Annotated in this window: 19 protein-coding genes; 8 read left to right on the forward strand and 11 right to left on the reverse strand. The window is 41.6% G+C overall.

Annotation, left to right across the window (positions count from 1 at the left end; all coding sequences use genetic code 11):
* Positions 1-107: 107 nt before the first annotated feature.
* The gene (locus tag ACPZ3T_RS26390; protein ID WP_490272383.1) at positions 108-1,682 is read right to left on the reverse strand and encodes a photosystem II high light acclimation radical SAM protein; all 1,575 of its coding nucleotides are present in this window, start codon (positions 1,680-1,682) and stop codon (positions 108-110) included.
* Between the two features lie 620 nt (positions 1,683-2,302).
* Here ACPZ3T_RS26390 and ACPZ3T_RS26395 point away from each other — a divergent pair.
* The 5 genes from ACPZ3T_RS26395 (at position 2,303) to ACPZ3T_RS26415 (ending at position 5,135) form a co-directional block, all read left to right on the forward strand.
* On the forward strand, positions 2,303-2,680 hold the full coding sequence (locus ACPZ3T_RS26395; RefSeq protein WP_490272384.1) for a DUF1830 domain-containing protein: 378 nt from the start codon (positions 2,303-2,305) through the stop codon (positions 2,678-2,680).
* A gap of 273 nt (positions 2,681-2,953) precedes the next feature.
* Complete coding sequence (locus ACPZ3T_RS26400) at positions 2,954-3,418, forward strand: DUF4079 domain-containing protein (protein WP_490272385.1); 465 nt, start codon at positions 2,954-2,956, stop codon at positions 3,416-3,418.
* Between the two features lie 114 nt (positions 3,419-3,532).
* Positions 3,533-3,655 carry a hypothetical protein gene (locus ACPZ3T_RS26405; protein WP_490272386.1) on the forward strand — a complete coding sequence of 41 codons (123 nt, stop codon included), beginning with the start codon at positions 3,533-3,535 and terminating at the stop codon, positions 3,653-3,655.
* Positions 3,656-3,665: 10 nt separating this feature from the next.
* Positions 3,666-4,220, forward strand: coding sequence for a hypothetical protein (locus ACPZ3T_RS26410; RefSeq protein ID WP_490272387.1), 555 nt, complete (start codon positions 3,666-3,668; stop codon positions 4,218-4,220).
* Between the two features lie 162 nt (positions 4,221-4,382).
* Positions 4,383-5,135, forward strand: a complete 753-nt coding sequence (locus tag ACPZ3T_RS26415; protein ID WP_490272389.1) for an ABC transporter ATP-binding protein — start codon at positions 4,383-4,385, stop codon at positions 5,133-5,135.
* A gap of 46 nt (positions 5,136-5,181) precedes the next feature.
* Here the strand turns inward: ACPZ3T_RS26415 and ACPZ3T_RS26420 are convergent, their stop codons facing one another.
* Entirely contained in the window at positions 5,182-5,952 is a 771-nt protein-coding gene (locus ACPZ3T_RS26420) for a response regulator transcription factor (protein WP_490272390.1), read from the reverse strand.
* A 653-nt stretch (positions 5,953-6,605) separates the two neighbouring features.
* Here ACPZ3T_RS26420 and ACPZ3T_RS26425 point away from each other — a divergent pair.
* The gene (locus ACPZ3T_RS26425; protein ID WP_103139212.1) at positions 6,606-6,854 is read left to right on the forward strand and encodes a DUF6761 family protein; all 249 of its coding nucleotides are present in this window, start codon (positions 6,606-6,608) and stop codon (positions 6,852-6,854) included.
* 302 nt (positions 6,855-7,156) lie between these two features.
* On the opposite strand, the gene grxD is transcribed toward ACPZ3T_RS26425, so the two are convergent.
* The 4 genes from grxD to ACPZ3T_RS26445 form a co-directional block, all read right to left on the reverse strand.
* Positions 7,157-7,480: a Grx4 family monothiol glutaredoxin gene (grxD, locus tag ACPZ3T_RS26430; protein WP_490272391.1), complete on the reverse strand. Its 324-nt coding sequence runs from the start codon at positions 7,478-7,480 to the stop codon at positions 7,157-7,159.
* Between the two features lie 69 nt (positions 7,481-7,549).
* Entirely contained in the window at positions 7,550-7,804 is a 255-nt protein-coding gene (locus ACPZ3T_RS26435; RefSeq protein WP_490272392.1) for a BolA family protein, read from the reverse strand.
* 124 nt (positions 7,805-7,928) lie between these two features.
* The gene (locus tag ACPZ3T_RS26440) at positions 7,929-8,114 is read right to left on the reverse strand and encodes a hypothetical protein (protein WP_490272394.1); all 186 of its coding nucleotides are present in this window, start codon (positions 8,112-8,114) and stop codon (positions 7,929-7,931) included.
* Positions 8,062-8,637, reverse strand: coding sequence for a hypothetical protein (locus tag ACPZ3T_RS26445; protein WP_490277378.1), 576 nt, complete (start codon positions 8,635-8,637; stop codon positions 8,062-8,064). Before ACPZ3T_RS26445 ends, ACPZ3T_RS26440 begins: the two co-directional genes overlap by 53 nt.
* A 175-nt stretch (positions 8,638-8,812) precedes the next feature.
* Here ACPZ3T_RS26445 and ACPZ3T_RS26450 point away from each other — a divergent pair, with 175 nt between their 5' ends.
* Positions 8,813-10,918 carry a S8 family serine peptidase gene (locus ACPZ3T_RS26450; RefSeq protein ID WP_490272395.1) on the forward strand — a complete coding sequence of 702 codons (2,106 nt, stop codon included), beginning with the start codon at positions 8,813-8,815 and terminating at the stop codon, positions 10,916-10,918.
* 47 nt (positions 10,919-10,965) lie between these two features.
* On the opposite strand, the gene ACPZ3T_RS26455 is transcribed toward ACPZ3T_RS26450, so the two are convergent.
* The 3 genes from ACPZ3T_RS26455 to ACPZ3T_RS26465 all read right to left on the reverse strand — a co-directional run bounded on the left by ACPZ3T_RS26455 (position 10,966) and on the right by ACPZ3T_RS26465 (position 14,084).
* Positions 10,966-12,948: a primary-amine oxidase gene (locus ACPZ3T_RS26455; RefSeq protein WP_490272396.1), complete on the reverse strand. Its 1,983-nt coding sequence runs from the start codon at positions 12,946-12,948 to the stop codon at positions 10,966-10,968.
* A gap of 453 nt (positions 12,949-13,401) precedes the next feature.
* Positions 13,402-13,842 (reverse strand): type II toxin-antitoxin system PemK/MazF family toxin, encoded by a 441-nt coding sequence (locus tag ACPZ3T_RS26460; protein ID WP_490277379.1) that lies wholly within the window; start codon positions 13,840-13,842, stop codon positions 13,402-13,404.
* Positions 13,842-14,084 (reverse strand): AbrB/MazE/SpoVT family DNA-binding domain-containing protein, encoded by a 243-nt coding sequence (locus ACPZ3T_RS26465; RefSeq protein ID WP_490272397.1) that lies wholly within the window; start codon positions 14,082-14,084, stop codon positions 13,842-13,844. The genes ACPZ3T_RS26460 and ACPZ3T_RS26465 overlap by 1 nt, the downstream gene beginning before the upstream one ends.
* A 383-nt stretch (positions 14,085-14,467) precedes the next feature.
* On the opposite strand from ACPZ3T_RS26465, the gene ACPZ3T_RS26470 reads away from it, so the two are divergent.
* Positions 14,468-14,863 (forward strand): rhodanese-like domain-containing protein, encoded by a 396-nt coding sequence (locus ACPZ3T_RS26470; RefSeq protein ID WP_490272398.1) that lies wholly within the window; start codon positions 14,468-14,470, stop codon positions 14,861-14,863.
* An 80-nt stretch (positions 14,864-14,943) separates the two neighbouring features.
* Here the strand turns inward: ACPZ3T_RS26470 and ACPZ3T_RS26475 are convergent, their stop codons facing one another.
* Entirely contained in the window at positions 14,944-15,468 is a 525-nt protein-coding gene (locus ACPZ3T_RS26475) for a tetratricopeptide repeat protein (RefSeq protein ID WP_490272399.1), read from the reverse strand.
* Positions 15,469-15,613: 145 nt separating this feature from the next.
* Positions 15,614-16,435 (reverse strand): transporter substrate-binding domain-containing protein, encoded by an 822-nt coding sequence (locus ACPZ3T_RS26480; protein WP_490272400.1) that lies wholly within the window; start codon positions 16,433-16,435, stop codon positions 15,614-15,616.
* Positions 16,436-16,444 lie beyond the last annotated feature (9 nt).

Here is a 16,444-nt window from a genome sequence, read left to right on the forward strand (position 1 = left end):
GCAGGGGGCAGGGGGGCAGGGAGCAGGGAGCAGGGGGAGGTAGACAAGGTAGACAAGGTAGAAATATTTACCCCAATGCCCAATGCCCAATGCCCAATGCCCATTGTTCAAGATACGCTAGCTAACTGTTTCTGTTTCGTTTCAATTGGTGCAGACAGAGCTTCTTCTAAATCGGCACACCCCAACTTTTCTTCTAAGATTTTCATGACTTCTCTACCGAAATCGTTGGGGTTTTGTTGCCAGGCTTGCAAGCACACTTCACCAAAGAATGAACCCAGGGGTTCGGGATTCCATAGCAGTTTTTTGGCTGTCCACGGCATCAAACTCATAGGATTATACCCTGGTTTGAGAATCCCTTCTTTAAAGGCATATTCTTCTAAATGGGTATGGGGTTGCAAACCAATGAAAAAGATAGCTGGCTCAACTTTATCAGCACCAAAAATCTTTTCTAGTTCCCGGTGGTAAGCAATGGTTTGGCGAATGGTTTCGGGACGCTCATCAATAACGTTAAAGGAATAGTTCACAGAGACTAAATCGTTAAAACCAGCTGCTTTTAAGTCACGGCAGTTTTGCAGCACAGTTCGCAGATTGTAACCCATCCGCATTTTTCGCACGAGTTCTTGAGAACCGCTAGTAATACCGATTTCAAAATAATTCATCCCTGTTTTCGCCATTAACTCACACAACTCTGGTGTGAGGTTGTCGGCTCTAATGTATGCTGCCCAATGAATATCCGTCATCCCAGAATCAACGATTTTCTGTAAGAGTTCGATAGCATCGTCCATAAATCGCCGTGCTGGGATAAACTGGGCATCGGTAAACCAGAAGTTACGCACACCACGATTATAGAGTTGGCGCATTTCTGCCACCACTTCATCGGCGGGGTTAATTCTTACCTGTTTACCTTCTACAACGGTATACACACAATAACAGCAGTTGTGAGGACAACCGCGTTTAGTTTGTACACCAATGTAAAAGTCTTGTTCTTGCAGGTAATAGTTAAACTCTGGCCAAATCGTTTCTATGTAGTCGTAGTTACAGGCGGTTTTTTCTAGGGGGGTAGGTTGTTCGTGAATTAGTCTTTGTCGTGGTTTTGCTTCTCCCACTACATAACAACGCTCATCTCGAAATTCTCTACCACTGAGAAATTTTTCTAGTAAGGTTTCCCCTTCACCCACAGAAATAATTGTTCCTGGGGGTAGGCTTTTACCCAACTGTTCGTAAAATACGCTGACTGCACCACCACCCACAACCGCACGGGCTGATTGATGATACTGCTTCGCTCGTTTTAAACCCCGTTTAATTAATCCCAGATTACGCCATAACTCTACATAGTAAGCAATAAAAATCCGCAAACCACCCAAAGCCCCACGCAATTTAATGAAGGGATTTTTCGCGTAGTAGAACTCAAAGGCGTTTTGTAGTGGATTGCCACCACGTCCCCCGACTGGCGCATAAATTTGAATATCCCGCCAGGAAAATACTAGTAACGTTGGTTGAAATTCATCAATACAACGGTCTAAGGCTGAAGCATAGTCTAAAGGTGGAACAGTTCCCAAATCAAAAATTCGTTGTTCGATGTTGGGAAAAACCTTGTGAACATGATCACTAAGATAAACAACCCCTATGGGAAAAATAGGGTTACAAGGAAGGCGAACGTAAAGAATACGATTTTCCATCATCTTGCCGTTTTTTGGGGAAAGTCCAAGAAAGTATCAATTTCTCATGTGCTGGTTAATTTAGCACTTTATTGACAATCATACTTGACATTTAAGCAAATTGTTGGTATGTAGATTTGCTTAAGATCGAGGAGTATGAGTAAGGTTTTATGAAGAAAATTTTCATATATCTTTACCATAACATTGAGTTCATCAGAAATTAGCTGTAAAAGCCTGTGACTTTACCATTAAGAATGAAAAGTAGTGCATAGACTTGAGCTATACAGACCTTCCATCATTCCTCAATGATCCCTGGGGCTATGTCTGAGGATAGATGAAACAAAAAATACTCATTGAGGAGAAATTAAATCAAAACTAGTTAAGTAACTAACTATGAGTAACATTGATGATATTCAATGCAATAAGCTAATTAATATAGGGAAAAATAAAAAAAAATTCCTTTATAGTGTAAAATTATTTGGGCTGACAATTTTTTTATTAAAAATTCATAACTTGAACATAACTTTAGATAGAAATAACGTAGAAAATTTCAGTTGGTAGTCGGAGTTACAACATATAGGGATCAGCAAGTGTTAACTTTGCTGGTGTAATGTAAAATTGTGGCGTAAAGCTCCTCGGCAGTTATGGCTCAAATATTAGATCCTCTACCACCTGAGCAATTGGGGAAAGTTCTCTGCTGCTACGTTAATGCCACGAGCAAAATCCAGGTGGCTCGCATCTCCAATATTCCCAATTGGTACTTTGAAAGGGTTGTGTTTCCTGGACAACGCCTCGTGTTTGAAGCTCCTCTAGAAGCTCAAATGGAGATTCATACAGGGATGATGGCAAGTGCGATTTTATCGGATACAATTCCGTGCGATCGCCTGGCAATTATCGAGCATAGCAGTAGTGAATTAGATACTAACTCAGTCGGTGCAGACCCTATTAGTACAAAGGCATTTGTTCAGTCAAATAATACAAAATCTAGTGATACAACAAAACCTTTAACAGTTTCCGGTTAAGCATCAATTGATAAAAAATGAATTTACATCTGTAAAGGTTGCTAAGTTCAGCAGCCTTTTTATTTTTGGGAATGGGGCATGGGGCGTATCAATTCAAAATACCCTGCGGGAAGCAAGCTACAAAATTCAAAATTCAAAATTCAAAATTCAAGAGTTTTACTCCCCTTGCTCCCTGCTCCCTGCTCCCTGCCCCCTGCTCCCTGCTCCCTTGTCTACCTTGTCTCCCAATTCCCTTAACCCCATTCCCCATTCCCCATTCCCTTAACCCCTCTTATGCACCTACCTTCTTTTCTCTGGTTGTGGAAAATAGCTGCTTGGTCGATGGGATTGTCGATACTGGCTTATTTGCTGTTAGCTGTTACAGGCTTTTGGATGTGGCGCGTGAGAAATCATCGGGATATGGGTGATTTCTGGTTGAGTAATTGGGGTGTGCTGGGGTCGTGGCGATCGCTCCACTATACAATAGGCATCAGCATGGTTAGTTTAGTGCTGTTACTGTTAGCTATTGGTATAATCGGCACTTTGGGTCACTTCGGTTCATTAGGACACTCTTCACATTTATGGGCTGGGTTAGTAGTAGTAGCATTAGTTGTAATATCAGCCTTTAGTGCCACACAAATTGATAGCCGCAGACCTTGGGCTAGGACTTTACATATTACCGCGAATATTATTTTATTTTTCGGTTTTACCTGGGTATCATTCACAGGTTGGAGTGTGGTGCAGAAATATTTACCGTAAATTAGGGAATGGGGACTGGGGACTGGGTACTGGGTACTGGGGAATAGGGTTAAGGGACAAGGTAGACAAGGGAGCAGGGGAGCAGGGGAGCAGAGGCAGAAAAACTCTTGAATTTTGAATTTTGAATTGATACGCCCCATTCCCCATTCCCCATTCCCCATGCCCAATGCCCAATGCCCAATGCCCAATGCCCCATCCCCAATAGCAGTTAGACTGAATCAAAAGCCCATGTATTGATGATGGAACTGTGACCACAAATTCAGCTAATACTTCAGCGTCTATTTTCCGTTTATCTCCCCTAATTCGGATTACGCTGCTAAGTCTTTATCTCGCACTCACTTTACCTTTACCCTTTTTAGCCAAAGCCACAGCTGCGCCTACCCCTCCCGCTTTGTTGTGGGTAGGAATTTGTCTTGGCTTTGTTGGCTTGTATGCAGTTTTAAGTGAAAGAGTAATTGTAGACGAACAAACAATTCAAGTAACTTACCCAGCTTGGGTTTCTCGCTTCTGGCGTAAAGGTTGGTCTTTACCTTGGTCAGAGATTAAACAGCTTAAACCCCGTTCTACTGGTCAAGGTGGGTTAGTTTATTATTTTCTCAGTCAAGATGGCAAAGCCTATCTACTACCAATGCGAGTAGCAGGATTCGCCCGTTTAGTTAATATAGTGCAAGCTAAAACAGGTATAGACACCACAGATGTTCGCCCTTTAGCACAACCGTGGATGTATTTGATTTTATTAGGATGTACAGTCCTGTTATTGTTAATTGATGGCTGGACTATCACCACAGCTTTAGCTAGCTAAAGAAGGGACTGGGGACTGGGGACTGGGGACTGGGGACTGGGGGAGACAAGGTAGACAAGGGAGACAAGGTAGACAAGGTAGACAAGGTAGAATTTATTTCCCTTACACCCCTACACCCCTACACCCCTTACACCCTTACACCCCTACACCCCTATACCCCTAATGCACCAACTACGGCTAGAACAAGTTAATCTGTCTGCTAAACTGAAAACTCAGCTTCAGGGATACCCAATATTGCGGGATATTTCCTTTGCGGTTTCCCCTGGAGAACGTTTAGCAATTGTCGGTTCTTCTGGTGCTGGTAAAACTTCACTGTTACGTCTGATTAACCGTTTGAGTGAACCTGCTAGCGGCAAGATTTATCTAGATAATCAAGATTATCGCCAAATTCCGATTATCAAATTGCGCCAGATGCTGACACTGGTATTACAAGAGCCAAGGCTGTTGGGGATGACAGTCCAGCAAGCCTTGGCTTATCCTTTAGTTTTACGAAAATTACCTAAACAGATAATTCAGCAACGAATAAATCATTGGGTAGAAGAACTGCAAATTCCCAATGATTGGTTAGGACGCACTGAACTACAACTTTCGGTTGGACAACGACAGCTAGTAGCAGTTGCGCGCGCTTTAGTCATTCAACCGCCAATTTTGCTGTTAGATGAACCAACCTCCAATTTGGATATTGGCAAAGCTACCCATCTCATGCAAGTTTTAATTAAACTCAATCAAACCCATCAAACAACAATTTTGATGGTTAACAATCAATTAGATTTAACCCAGATATTTTGCACCCGGTTGTTAAATCTCCAGCAAGGAAGTTTGTTATCTGATCAAACAGCCTCTCATATCGACTGGGTTAATTTACGAGAACATTTACTGCACGCCGAGGCTCAAATCAGTGAAGAATGGAGCTAATACCCCACTGAAATTAACAATTTTCATTATCTGGAAATTGTAAAACCTATGATCTTTGTCCAGTCAGTGTTGAGCGTTGGTTACTAAATCTCTCCTTTGGTAACTTTGTTTGGGTTTGAGGAAGATTAGCATTCAAAATTTCCATGTTAAATCTGTATCCCACGTTCCTAATAGTTTGAATTAAACTCGGCTGACGGGGATCAAGTTCAACTTTTTTGCGTAACGATAAGACATGAGTGTCAATGGTACGCGGGTTGTCAATAGCATCAGGCCAAGCACGACGCAGCAACTCAGACCGACTCAAAGGTACTCCACCAGCTTGTGCTAACACGTACAGCAAACTAAATTCCTGGGGTGTGAGGTCAATAAACTCCCCTTGGAATCGGACACGACGCTGTACTAAGTCAATTTGCAAAGTACCATAATCCAAGTAAGCCGGTGCAGTTGGTGTGCGCTTACGCCGAATTAATGCTTCTACCCTAGCCAGAAACTCTTGCATTCCAAAAGGTTTGCTCAAGTAATCATCAGCTCCAGCCTTCAAGCCTGCGACTACATCAGCTTCATTACTCCGAGCAGATAGCATCAAGATAAGCGGCTGTTGCTGACGATGCAACCACCGACAAAACTCAATTCCATCTCCATCTGGCAAATCTGCATCTAGGATAACCAAGGTTGGTTGCTGGCTTAAAAAAGCTTCCCTAGCTTGATAAATGCTAGCAGCTTGATGAACTCTATACTCCAATTGTTGCAAGTGCCAGCCAAGCAACGATCTCAGATGGGGATTCCCCTCAACGATTTCAATACAAACCGAACCCACGGCGGCAAGACCCCTTAGCGTCTGATGAATTTCAAAGTAACAAGCCCATGCTCTAGGTTTTGTAGTCTTTGTTACTCCCTTAATAATTCCCTTTATAATTCCTGAATAAATAAATTGACCAAATGTTTATTTTCTGGATGTTTTAGAGATAAATTAGTAATTTTATTAAATTTTTGTTATGATTATTAAAAGTTTTCCGGTTTAGTATCCTATGTGCTATTTACGAATAAAACAGCATCCTAAGAAACTAAAAATTATCTACACGGCAAGCTAATAATCATCTCCTGCACTTCAATTTTTTCGAGACAAACACATACTTATAATTATCTATACTAGCCCAATACCTATAACGAAAACCCACCGCCAAAAGGACAATTTATGTTAAGTTACCATCGGCTCAATGCCCTGCTACTAGTAACATAACTCATTACTTTCCAGTCCAGCTATTATCCAAAAAAACTATAAAAATACCTGATTGGATAATCTAATTGATTTTTTCTGGAATAGGATGTAACTATGTTGTATGTAGTTGCTGGAGGCATTACCAACAGCAAATATCAAACCTTTTGAGAGCAGAGGCGGAAAATAGACCCCTTCACTTTTTAGTCGGAATCAATTAAAATTCTCATTCCAAAGAGATCAATACAGCAGTTATGCTCCAAGACACACAAACCATCCGCCATTACCAAAAAATTACCGACGCCTTCGTCGAATTGTGGAATCGCGGGTATCGTTCGGATGATATGCGGATGTATTTGGATGGCTATCTAGCCGCACTGCGAAATGGGAACGTTATTGAACCATTTCTGATTCATCGTTTGGAGGAAGAAGCCAGTCGTTACTTGTACGATGCGTCAAATTTTGTCATGCCACAACCCCAGCCACAGCATGATTATTACTAATTCAAAATCTATTCTTAGTGGCGATAAACCAACGCAGATAATTATAGCATATTATCTGTTAATGTCAACAACTGTATTAATGTTAACTTTGGGAATCCTGTAATTACAAAAATTTACCCCTCAACCTTTGAGGGGTATTTAGCATTTAGGTAGAGATGGGAGTTTTATTTTTAAACGCAAAGTATCGCAGAGGTTTACGCAGAGGAGCGCGGAGTTTTTAATGATAGGTTTGTTGTTTGAATTAAAAAAAAATGGGATGCTTTGCTGCAACCCAAATTAATGCTAGGTTAAGTTGTATTGGATTAAGAAGCTAATGCTACTTCTACCATTTGTTGTAATTCACCTTTTTGGTAAAGTTCAATCAAAATATCAGAACCGCCAATGAATTGACCATCAATATAAACTTGGGGAATTGTCGGCCAGTTGGAGTATTCTTTGATGCCTTGGCGAATTTCGTAATCGTCTAAAACGTTAATGGTTTCAAAGGGAACGCCCAGAGTATTAAGAATCTGCACAACGTTGTTAGAAAAACCGCATTGGGGCATTAACTTAGTTCCCTTCATAAAAACGAAAATTTTATGATTTTTAACTAATTCGTCAATTCTTTGTTTTACTTCTGGTGTCATGGTTGTTGTGTTCCCTACTTTTGCTGATATTTTTGATAGCTAATAGTCGTTGATTATGGACTAATTTCTTTAGGAAGCTGTTGAGTGCCAAGTTTCTGGAGTATATGTTTTTAATGCCAAGGCGTGGATAGCTTCAGTTGACATAGCTTGGCGCAAAGCACCATAAACTAACTGATGCTGCTGCACCAGTCCTTTACCCGCAAATTGCGATGAAACTACTGTCACTTGATAGTGGTCGCCACCACCGGTCAAGTCTTGCACCTGAACTTGGGCATCTGGCATTTCCGCTTTGATCATTGCTTCAACTTGCTGCGGAGTAATCATCGCAATTCCTGAAAAACCTACTTTTCTATTATTAACAGATATAGAGGGATTTACTCTGCCAACTTGCGGTGATGACAGAGTAATTTAAGCATTGTTTTTTTACTCCCCTGGTATTGGTGGGAGTCTATGGGTGATTGGGGAATTGGGCATTAGGCATTGGGCATTGGGCATTGGCAATCAATTTTCCCTTGTCTCCCTTGTCTCCCTTGTCTCCCTTGTCTCCCTTGTCTCCCTTGTCTCCCCTGCTCCCCTGCTTTCTACTTTTGGGATGAGGAGCTATTGCCTTGTCGGGGGTAAGGGGTATCAACAAAGCCTAATTCAAACAACTGCTGATAGGCTTTTTTGCCTAAATCTCGTGTGGGATTTTGACTTCTAATAATTTGAATGAGTAAAGGTACGGCAAGTTCTGGTTGATTTTGGGCGCGATGTACTAGTGCTAGTTGATAGGTAGCTTCATCACGTTTTTGGGCTGTGAGTAGGGCTTTTTGACGTTGGGAGTCAGAGACGCGGATGTCTATTCCTGAAAAACTGGAGTTTAATTCTTGATAAAAATTGGATAGTTGGTTATAGACTTGACGGGCATCTTGGAGTTTTTTGGCGGCTAGGGTGTAGTTTTGGGCAGCTACAGCTTGCTCTGCCTCTTTCATCAAGCGATCGCCACCTTCAATGCTCAATAGGCTATTATTTTGAGCGGTAGGACGTAGAGTATTCGGACTATTAGGATCAATAGGTTTGACTTGATTTTGAGCATGAACTGGTGCAAGCAGACCTAGGGTTGCTAACACCGCTAGGGTAGTCAAAGGAATTAAGGAAGCAGGGGCAGCAACTTTCATGGGGTCAATTTGTGCAACAACTATTAAGAAATCGAACAAGCTAGGGAAACTTCGGGTATCTTAACTCTGTTTTCGTTTTTAACAAAGCGAAGCTAGGTACTGAGTTTCTTTGATTTAGACTGAAAATCGGTTTGAGAGAGTTCCCATTGCCCCAGCATTAACCACAATTGCCTATATGAACAATCGTAATCCATCCTCTGATTCCACAACCACAGGTGTACCAGCCAGCAATAAGGGATTAGTACTCCAACGGGGAGGTGAAGAATTAATCTTAGCGAAAGCTTTAGACCGCTTCACCGTCCGTTTTATCACCGAATTTCCTGTGCAACAATTATCTCAGGTTAGTTGGGCAATTTGGCAGCGTAGTATTATCCAAGCTAAATTACAACTTTTTCAAACTACACCAGAACAAATAGAGCAGGCGATCGCGCAAGCACGCAATGATGAAAATGTAGCATTTGCTAGTCATGCGTACACAGTTGAAAATAATCCTGGGACTTTCGTTTATCTGAGTGATCAAATGACCATTCAGTTTGCCGATGGGGTAGATACGGTGAAAATTAATCTCATCGCGTCCCAATTTCAGCTACTCCCAGATAAACCAATACTAGGATTACCCAACGCCTTTGTATTTTTGGTGAGCAAACAAGCTACAGAAAATCCCGTCAAAATTGCCAATCAATTACAAACACTACCGGAAGTGTTGGCGGCTGAACCAAATGTGTTAATCGAAACTGAAGCCCATTATCAGCCCCGTGACACCCTCTACAGCCAGCAATGGTATCTCAACCATAATGGGGGTAGTGAATTATCTCTGGGTTCTCATATTGCTGTAGAACAAGCTTGGGATGTCACCCGTGGGGTGCGCTCTGTGGTGGTGGCTGTGGTGGATGATTCCTTTGATTTGAATCACCCAGATTTTCAAGGTAGTGGTAAGGTGGTTGCACCCAGGGATTTAAGGGAAGATGATTTTTTGCCGTTACCAGATGGTAAAGGTAGCAGTCATGGTACAGCCTGCGCTGGGTTAGCTGTAGCTGAAGAAAATGGTGCAGGAATTGTCGGAGTTGCCCCTGGTTGTGCTTTCATGCCCATCCGTACCACTGGGTTTTTAGATGATGAATCTATTGAACTGATATTTAATTGGGCAATTGAGAAAGGTGCTAGTGTAATTTCTTGTAGTTGGGGGGCTTCAGCTGTTTACTTTCCCTTATCTTTGCGCCAACAGGCAGCTATTACCAGGGCTGCAACCAAAGGACGCAATGGTAAAGGTTGTGTAGTGTTATTTGCGGCGGGGAATGCTAACCGTCCGGTGAGTGGTACTGTCTATGAACAGAATTGGCCTAATAATGTTTTACAAGGTTTAACAGAATGGCTGGGTGGGTTTGCTGTCCATCCTGATGTGATTACGGTTTCGGCATCAACTAGCACGGGGAAAAAAGCGGCTTATAGTAATTGGGGAGTGAATATTTCGGTGTGCGCCCCTAGTAACAATGCTCCCCCAGGTATGTCGTTTCCGGGAAAGGGTTTTTTGTACACACAACCGGCAATTGCTAGTACCCTAACCGGAAGGGGAATGTTGACAACTGACCAAATAGGTATAGCCGGCTATGATTTGGGTAACTTTACTAGTAACTTTGGGGGAACTTCTAGTGCTACACCTGTGGTTGCAGGGGTAGCGGCTTTAGTATTATCTGCAAATCCTGATTTGACAGCACAACAAGTTAAACGGATTTTAGAAACAACGGCAGATAAAATTGTAGATGCAGATCCTGACGCACAATTGGGTTTGTATGGTGGTACTTACGATCAAAATGGTCATTCCCAGTGGTTTGGTTATGGTAAAGTGAACGCAGCTAAGGCGGTGCAAGCTGCTTTACAAATGCGGTCTGATCAGACATTAACGGCTAGTAAACAAGTGAAGGTGAGTAATTCTAGCCCTGTAGAAATTCTTGATGGTAATCAACAAGGTGTCAAAAGTGCGATCGCAGTTTCTGAAGCGAGTACAGTTAAAGATATTGAAGTGACAGTCAATATCAGCCACGATTTCTTAGGTGATTTAGAAATTTACTTAATTGCTCCTAATAATCAACAGGTGTTATTGCAAAATCGGACTTTAGGATGTCGGACTGAGTTAAAAACAACTTATACATTGCGATCGCATCCTTTACTTAAACAGCTACTTTCACAGTCTGCTAAGGGTAATTGGTATTTATGGTTAATTGATTATGCACCCCAAGATGTTGGTAAGCTCAATAGCTGGGAATTAAATTTAGGTATTTGATATTTTGAACAGGGATGCTAGAGTGCGATCGCATCCCTATTCATTAGCTATTCTGGCAAATTAATCGCCGGATTTTTACTAAAAAAGCCCCTAGGAGACAGTTTAAAGCTCAATTTGTGAACAGGCATCACCGGCCAATCTTCTGGCTTCGGAACATGAGTAATCCCCATTGTGTACCAAACTACAATATCTTCACCTGTCAAAGACTCATTATCAGCAATATATTTTGGTAAACCTTCCCCTGGTGCAGTTTGATTGGGATAATCCCCACCAGCATATAATTCATCGGGTTGATATTTTGTCACCCAAAAATGATGAGTTGCAAAACCTGCTTTTTGGCGAATTTTTGCCCCTTCTACCGGGAAAAATATGGTGTTACTTCCTGGCATCAGCATATATGCAGGTGCAGCCCCTAATGTATTCTTTTTCTCTGCACTAGTAATCATCCATTCTCGACTATGTTTAATATCTGCATCACGAACGGCAGCTTTTTCTGTGGTTAGTGGGGTATCTTCTACAACAATGGCATTGCCTAGAGGATTATTCTTACCCATCGGTAAACTGTTGACGTTCATTTCCACCACAGAATTAGCTTGGCCATCAACATCCATATCTAAGCGGTAATTGAAAAAGTGCTGATGATTTACCCCAAAGGTATTTTTCGCCAACATTCGGCCATAGGAATTATCAAACTTTTCTTGTTCAGCAGCCGTTCCTTGTACTAAAACTATGCCTGATAAATCGTTTTCTACTTCAATAGTTCCATCTTGGTGGAAAATCCAGTTAATGGCGTAGTCATAGTTATCAATAGCCGCCGTCATCGTCATGACTAACTCTCGATTACGGCGCACATCATTACGCTGGGTATTATACTCATAGTGCTTCCACAGGATACCGCGATCGCGCTCGTAAATACCTACGACTCCCGGCATTGTATAGGGTTCGCCTTCTTCATTGGCAAACACCGCATCCAGTAACACCCCATTTTCCGGTACTTCCTTCCCTATCTCCATTGTGTTGGCAAGTAACCCCAGGTTATATTCCCCGACATCAAAAGCGTTTCTAAATGACCAAGTGGGGTTAGGATCACCGTAAGGAACTACCATTTCCGATAAACCTGCACGGTACAGCACAGGACGCTCATTTTCGCCGTCTTTGTAGGTGACTTGATATAGCACCAGTCCACTACGGGGGTGCATCATGTAACGAAATTTCCAACCTTGCCAAGTGATTTCATTTCCCTTGATTTGAAAAGTCTTACCCTGGGGTTGGAGGATTTTTAAAAGTTTTGGCGGTGAGAGAAGTTTGCCTAAAGACTCTAAATCATAGTTCCAATTAGTTTTGGATATGGGAACTATACCTTGGTCTATAATATTACTGACAGTGTTGGTATTTAAATTGACAGTTACTATTACACCCTCAATGGGACTGCCGTAATAATTCCAGCCATTACCCTTGTAAAATAATAAATTCCGGCAAATCCTGTTACCTGCTGCCGCTTCTTCTTTGTTTAAAATTCCCGCCGCCCAGCAACTAATCTGCACTTGGTTCAAATCTTTAATTCCCCGTTTTTTCATTGCTGCTTGCCATCGGGGGTCAGATTTCACGATTTGGGTAGCGATCGCGTAATCTGATATCATCATTGGTGGTTGTACATTGGGAATCTCTTGCCAAGAAGCGATTTTTTGAGTTTTGAGGTTAACTGTAGCCTCATAGGTTTTATTTTGCACTCTCTCATAGACTACCAAAAAAGCTTGGCGTGTAAATGTTTGGCCTGGTGTAAATTTCAGCACCTCGCTTTTATCTGGTTCAGCTAGGGTAATGAGGGGAAAAGCCGCCATATCAGTTAAGGGCTTTTCTTTTCTAATCACAGCTACGGCTGTTTTAATTTCTGCTGCTGTCAACGCTGTGAGGGGATGGGTAATTGCTGGCTGTTGTGCTGTAACTGTCCCTATGAACTTCAATGAGAGAGCAAAACAAAGAATAATGGTAATAACTAAACCAAAAAATAATCTGACCCGCTTAATCATGCTTGAGCATCTGGAAACAACTTGATTGTTATTTATTACCAGAAATTAGCTACAAAACAGAATTGAACTGGAATTACCAATAGTTTTATATACCTTCTCAATCAATGGTTCTGAAAGCTAATGTGATATATCTCTATTATGCGGTCGTAGCTAGGAAGTGCGATCGCCTTCGACAGCGCAATCGAGGTACGCAGTATTGGCTCTAGAAACCCTTATAGAAAAAACTTTTACTTGAACTTCCGACTGAAGACTAAGTTAGACTGTTCTAATTTCCACCCTCGACAAAAAGTTTTGCTTGAAAAGCTTCTCCTGCTTGAGTAGTTTGAGATGGTTAAAAGCGATCGGTAGACAGTCCCTCAAGAGTGTAATGTCGTCTTACCCTCATTACACGACATCGAGGCAAAATGCAATGAGGGTAAGGCATTCAACTCGTAATTAACACAATTGTTTTTTCTATAAAATTAATGTTTCGAGTTTTGCTTGTACTTCTTCTATTAAATCTTCTGTTACACTTTCAACAAATTTTACTTTTCTAGCTTTCCAATCTAGTGTTTTAATTTGATCTGCTAACACAACCCCTTTTGTTTTCATTCCTTCAATAAGGGGAACTTCAAACTTAAGCCCCTTTGGCTGAGTAGTTATAGGACAAGCTAAAACTAAAGAAGCCATTTGATTGTACTTAATTGGAGATATAACAAGAACAGGACGATAGCCAGTTTGCTCACGCCCTTGTTGTTGTAGCTCGTTATTTAGTGTTATGGCAATATCATCAAATGACATTCCAGAATTACGAAGGGTAAATACACGCTGAATTGATTTAGCCGTGAACTGTTGTGCAGAGCCAAACTCTAATTTAACAATGTCTCCTCTATTGGGAAAGTAAGGGGGCTTCACTACCAAGCTTCATTCCCCACAGCGTCACCTGTTTCAAATTCTGGATGAAAATTATCAGGTGTCATCCCTTCAAGTAACTCATCAAGCGTATATTTTTTTCGTCTCTTTGGTGTAATTACTATGCTATTGCCTTCAACACTAAAATTAATATCTGTTCCTTCAATTATGTGTGCTTGTTCAGCTATCGATCTAGGAATCCTAACAGCTAAACTGTTTCCCCATTTAGCTACAACTGCTGCCATAATTTTCTCCCAACGCTCTCTTAGCGATTTATACGCCCGATTTTGTGTTTCCGCAGCAAAACTTTTTTAATAATCGTTTGTCTGATGTATATACTTTGAAGATACATAAAAAAACAAGGGGTGTCAACAACCCTTTAGAAAAAGTGACTTTTTACTTTTTTCTTACTTGATATTCATCAAGAACGATCGCCTTTACCAATTGAAAAGCGATCGCCCCCAAGTTTCTTGCAACTGTTGAACATCTTCACAGCTAGCCGAAAACAGTAACTGTCACGTTTTGAGATATGATGTCTAAAATTGACGTTAATCAGGAAAGCTCACAGTAGCATAATCAAATATATCAAGCACTATCAATCAAATTTGGCTCGAAGAAAGGAAAAATCATGAGCGTAGATCAAATGGCGCACTATCAACGTAAACTGGCCTATGAGATGGATTCATGGGATCTTTACATTGCGCTAAATCAAGGTCAGGCAATCACTGTTGTTGATGGTCGTTCTGAGACTGCGTTTGCTGATGAACATATTCCCGGCTCTCTGAACCTTCCACACAAAGAAATCTGTTTCAATTCGACTGAGATGCTGGATAAATCCCGGCTTTATGTTTGCTATTGTGACGGCATTGGCTGCAACGCTTCAACCAAAACAGCACTCAAGTTACTCACATTGGGCTTTGAAGTACGCGAACTGATTGGTGGGCTTGATTGGTGGAAACGTGATGGTTACGCGACTGAAGGACAGAAAGCACAGCCTGGTACTCGGATAAATTGTGGCTGCTAAATAAGTCTTGCGGAAAATTTATGAGCGATCGCCTTTACCAATTGAAAAGCGATCGCTCCCAAGTTTCTTGCAACTGATAATTACGCAGCTACCAACCGACGCAAAGATTCCGCACGGCGTTTAGCTGTAGCATTATTTGGTTGCAATTTTAGTGCTTGTTCGTACATTTGCAAAGCTTGAGCATTTAACTTTTTGCGCTCATAAGCATGACCTAGATTATTGAGTGCTACCACATAATCAGGTGTCAATTTTAGAGCTTCTTTGTACTGACGAATTGCTAAATCATATTGCTCTTGAGCAAAATAAGCGTAACCTAGACCATTGTAAATAGGAGCAGTGCTTTCTTCTCCTTCTTCCTGTGCCGCTTTGAGTGCTTGTTGAAACAATGCTATAGCCTGGCTATACACTTTCTTCTCAGAGTAAATACAAGCCAGTTCGTAATATTCTTGAGTTGTACCCTTGTCTTTATTCAACTTGTTTCGCAACCGCGATAAAGAACTTTCGCGCTTGCGAGTTTTGAACAGCTGGCGGAGAACACTCACAACTGCGAATGCCAGTAAACCCACCAAAACAGAGAGATAAACAACCGCTAGACTGTTATCCATTGCCTTCAAATAAAAATATTAAAGTTACTTCTATATCTATTATCGGTCTTATTGGGGCATGGCGCATGGGGGAGGCAGTGCGGTCTTGGGGTCTCCCCAAGTGGAGCAACTGCCGTCATGGGGCATGGGTAAGAATAATTAATGACTATTGACTATTGAATAATCCCCAATATTTAATGCGTTCTTTGAGCCAGCCTTTAGCGATGTAACTAGCGATCGCTTCATTGACGTTTCTTCTTAACTCATCGTACTGCAATCCTTTGGGCATGACTACAGATAAGGGTGCAGTTGATAATTTTGTTGGTAATATCCGGTATTGGGGGTTTTGTTGCACCCACCCACTCAACACGCTAGCATCGGCGGCGAAGGCTACCACCCCATTATTTTCTAATTGCTTTTGCGCTTCTGTGTAGGAATCCACTCCTACTAAATTGGCTTTGGGAATATAGTAACGGATATCGGCGATGGTGCTGGAGTGATTTAAGACGGCGATTTTTTGTTGTTTTAAATCGCTTAATTTCTCTATCGCCGCATCTTTGGTGATTAAAACTGTACCATCAAAGTAATAGGGGACACTAAAACTTACTAGGCGTGAGCGTGATTCTGTGGCTGTCACCCTAGCGATCGCCATATCTACTTGATGATTGTAAACTGCTGATAAGCGATCACGATTCATCACGGGTTGAAATTTCACAGCGTCAGCTTTCCCTAATAAATCAGCTGCTAAACGCTGTGCTAAATCAATTTCTAGCCCTTGTAGTTTCCCTGTTGCATCTTTAAATCCCAGAGGCGGTGAATTATCTTTTACCGCCACAATTACATAACCCCGCCGTTGAATTTCTGACATTGGGGCGGCAGATGCAGCCAAGCCGGTGGCGAAAAACACGCAAAAAATGCAAATAATAGTGGCGGATAATACCAGATGTAACTGACTAATTATTTGCCATCTGTTACATCCGTTATTCATCCGATTTCA

Source organism: Aliinostoc maniaoense (assembly GCF_058172895.1).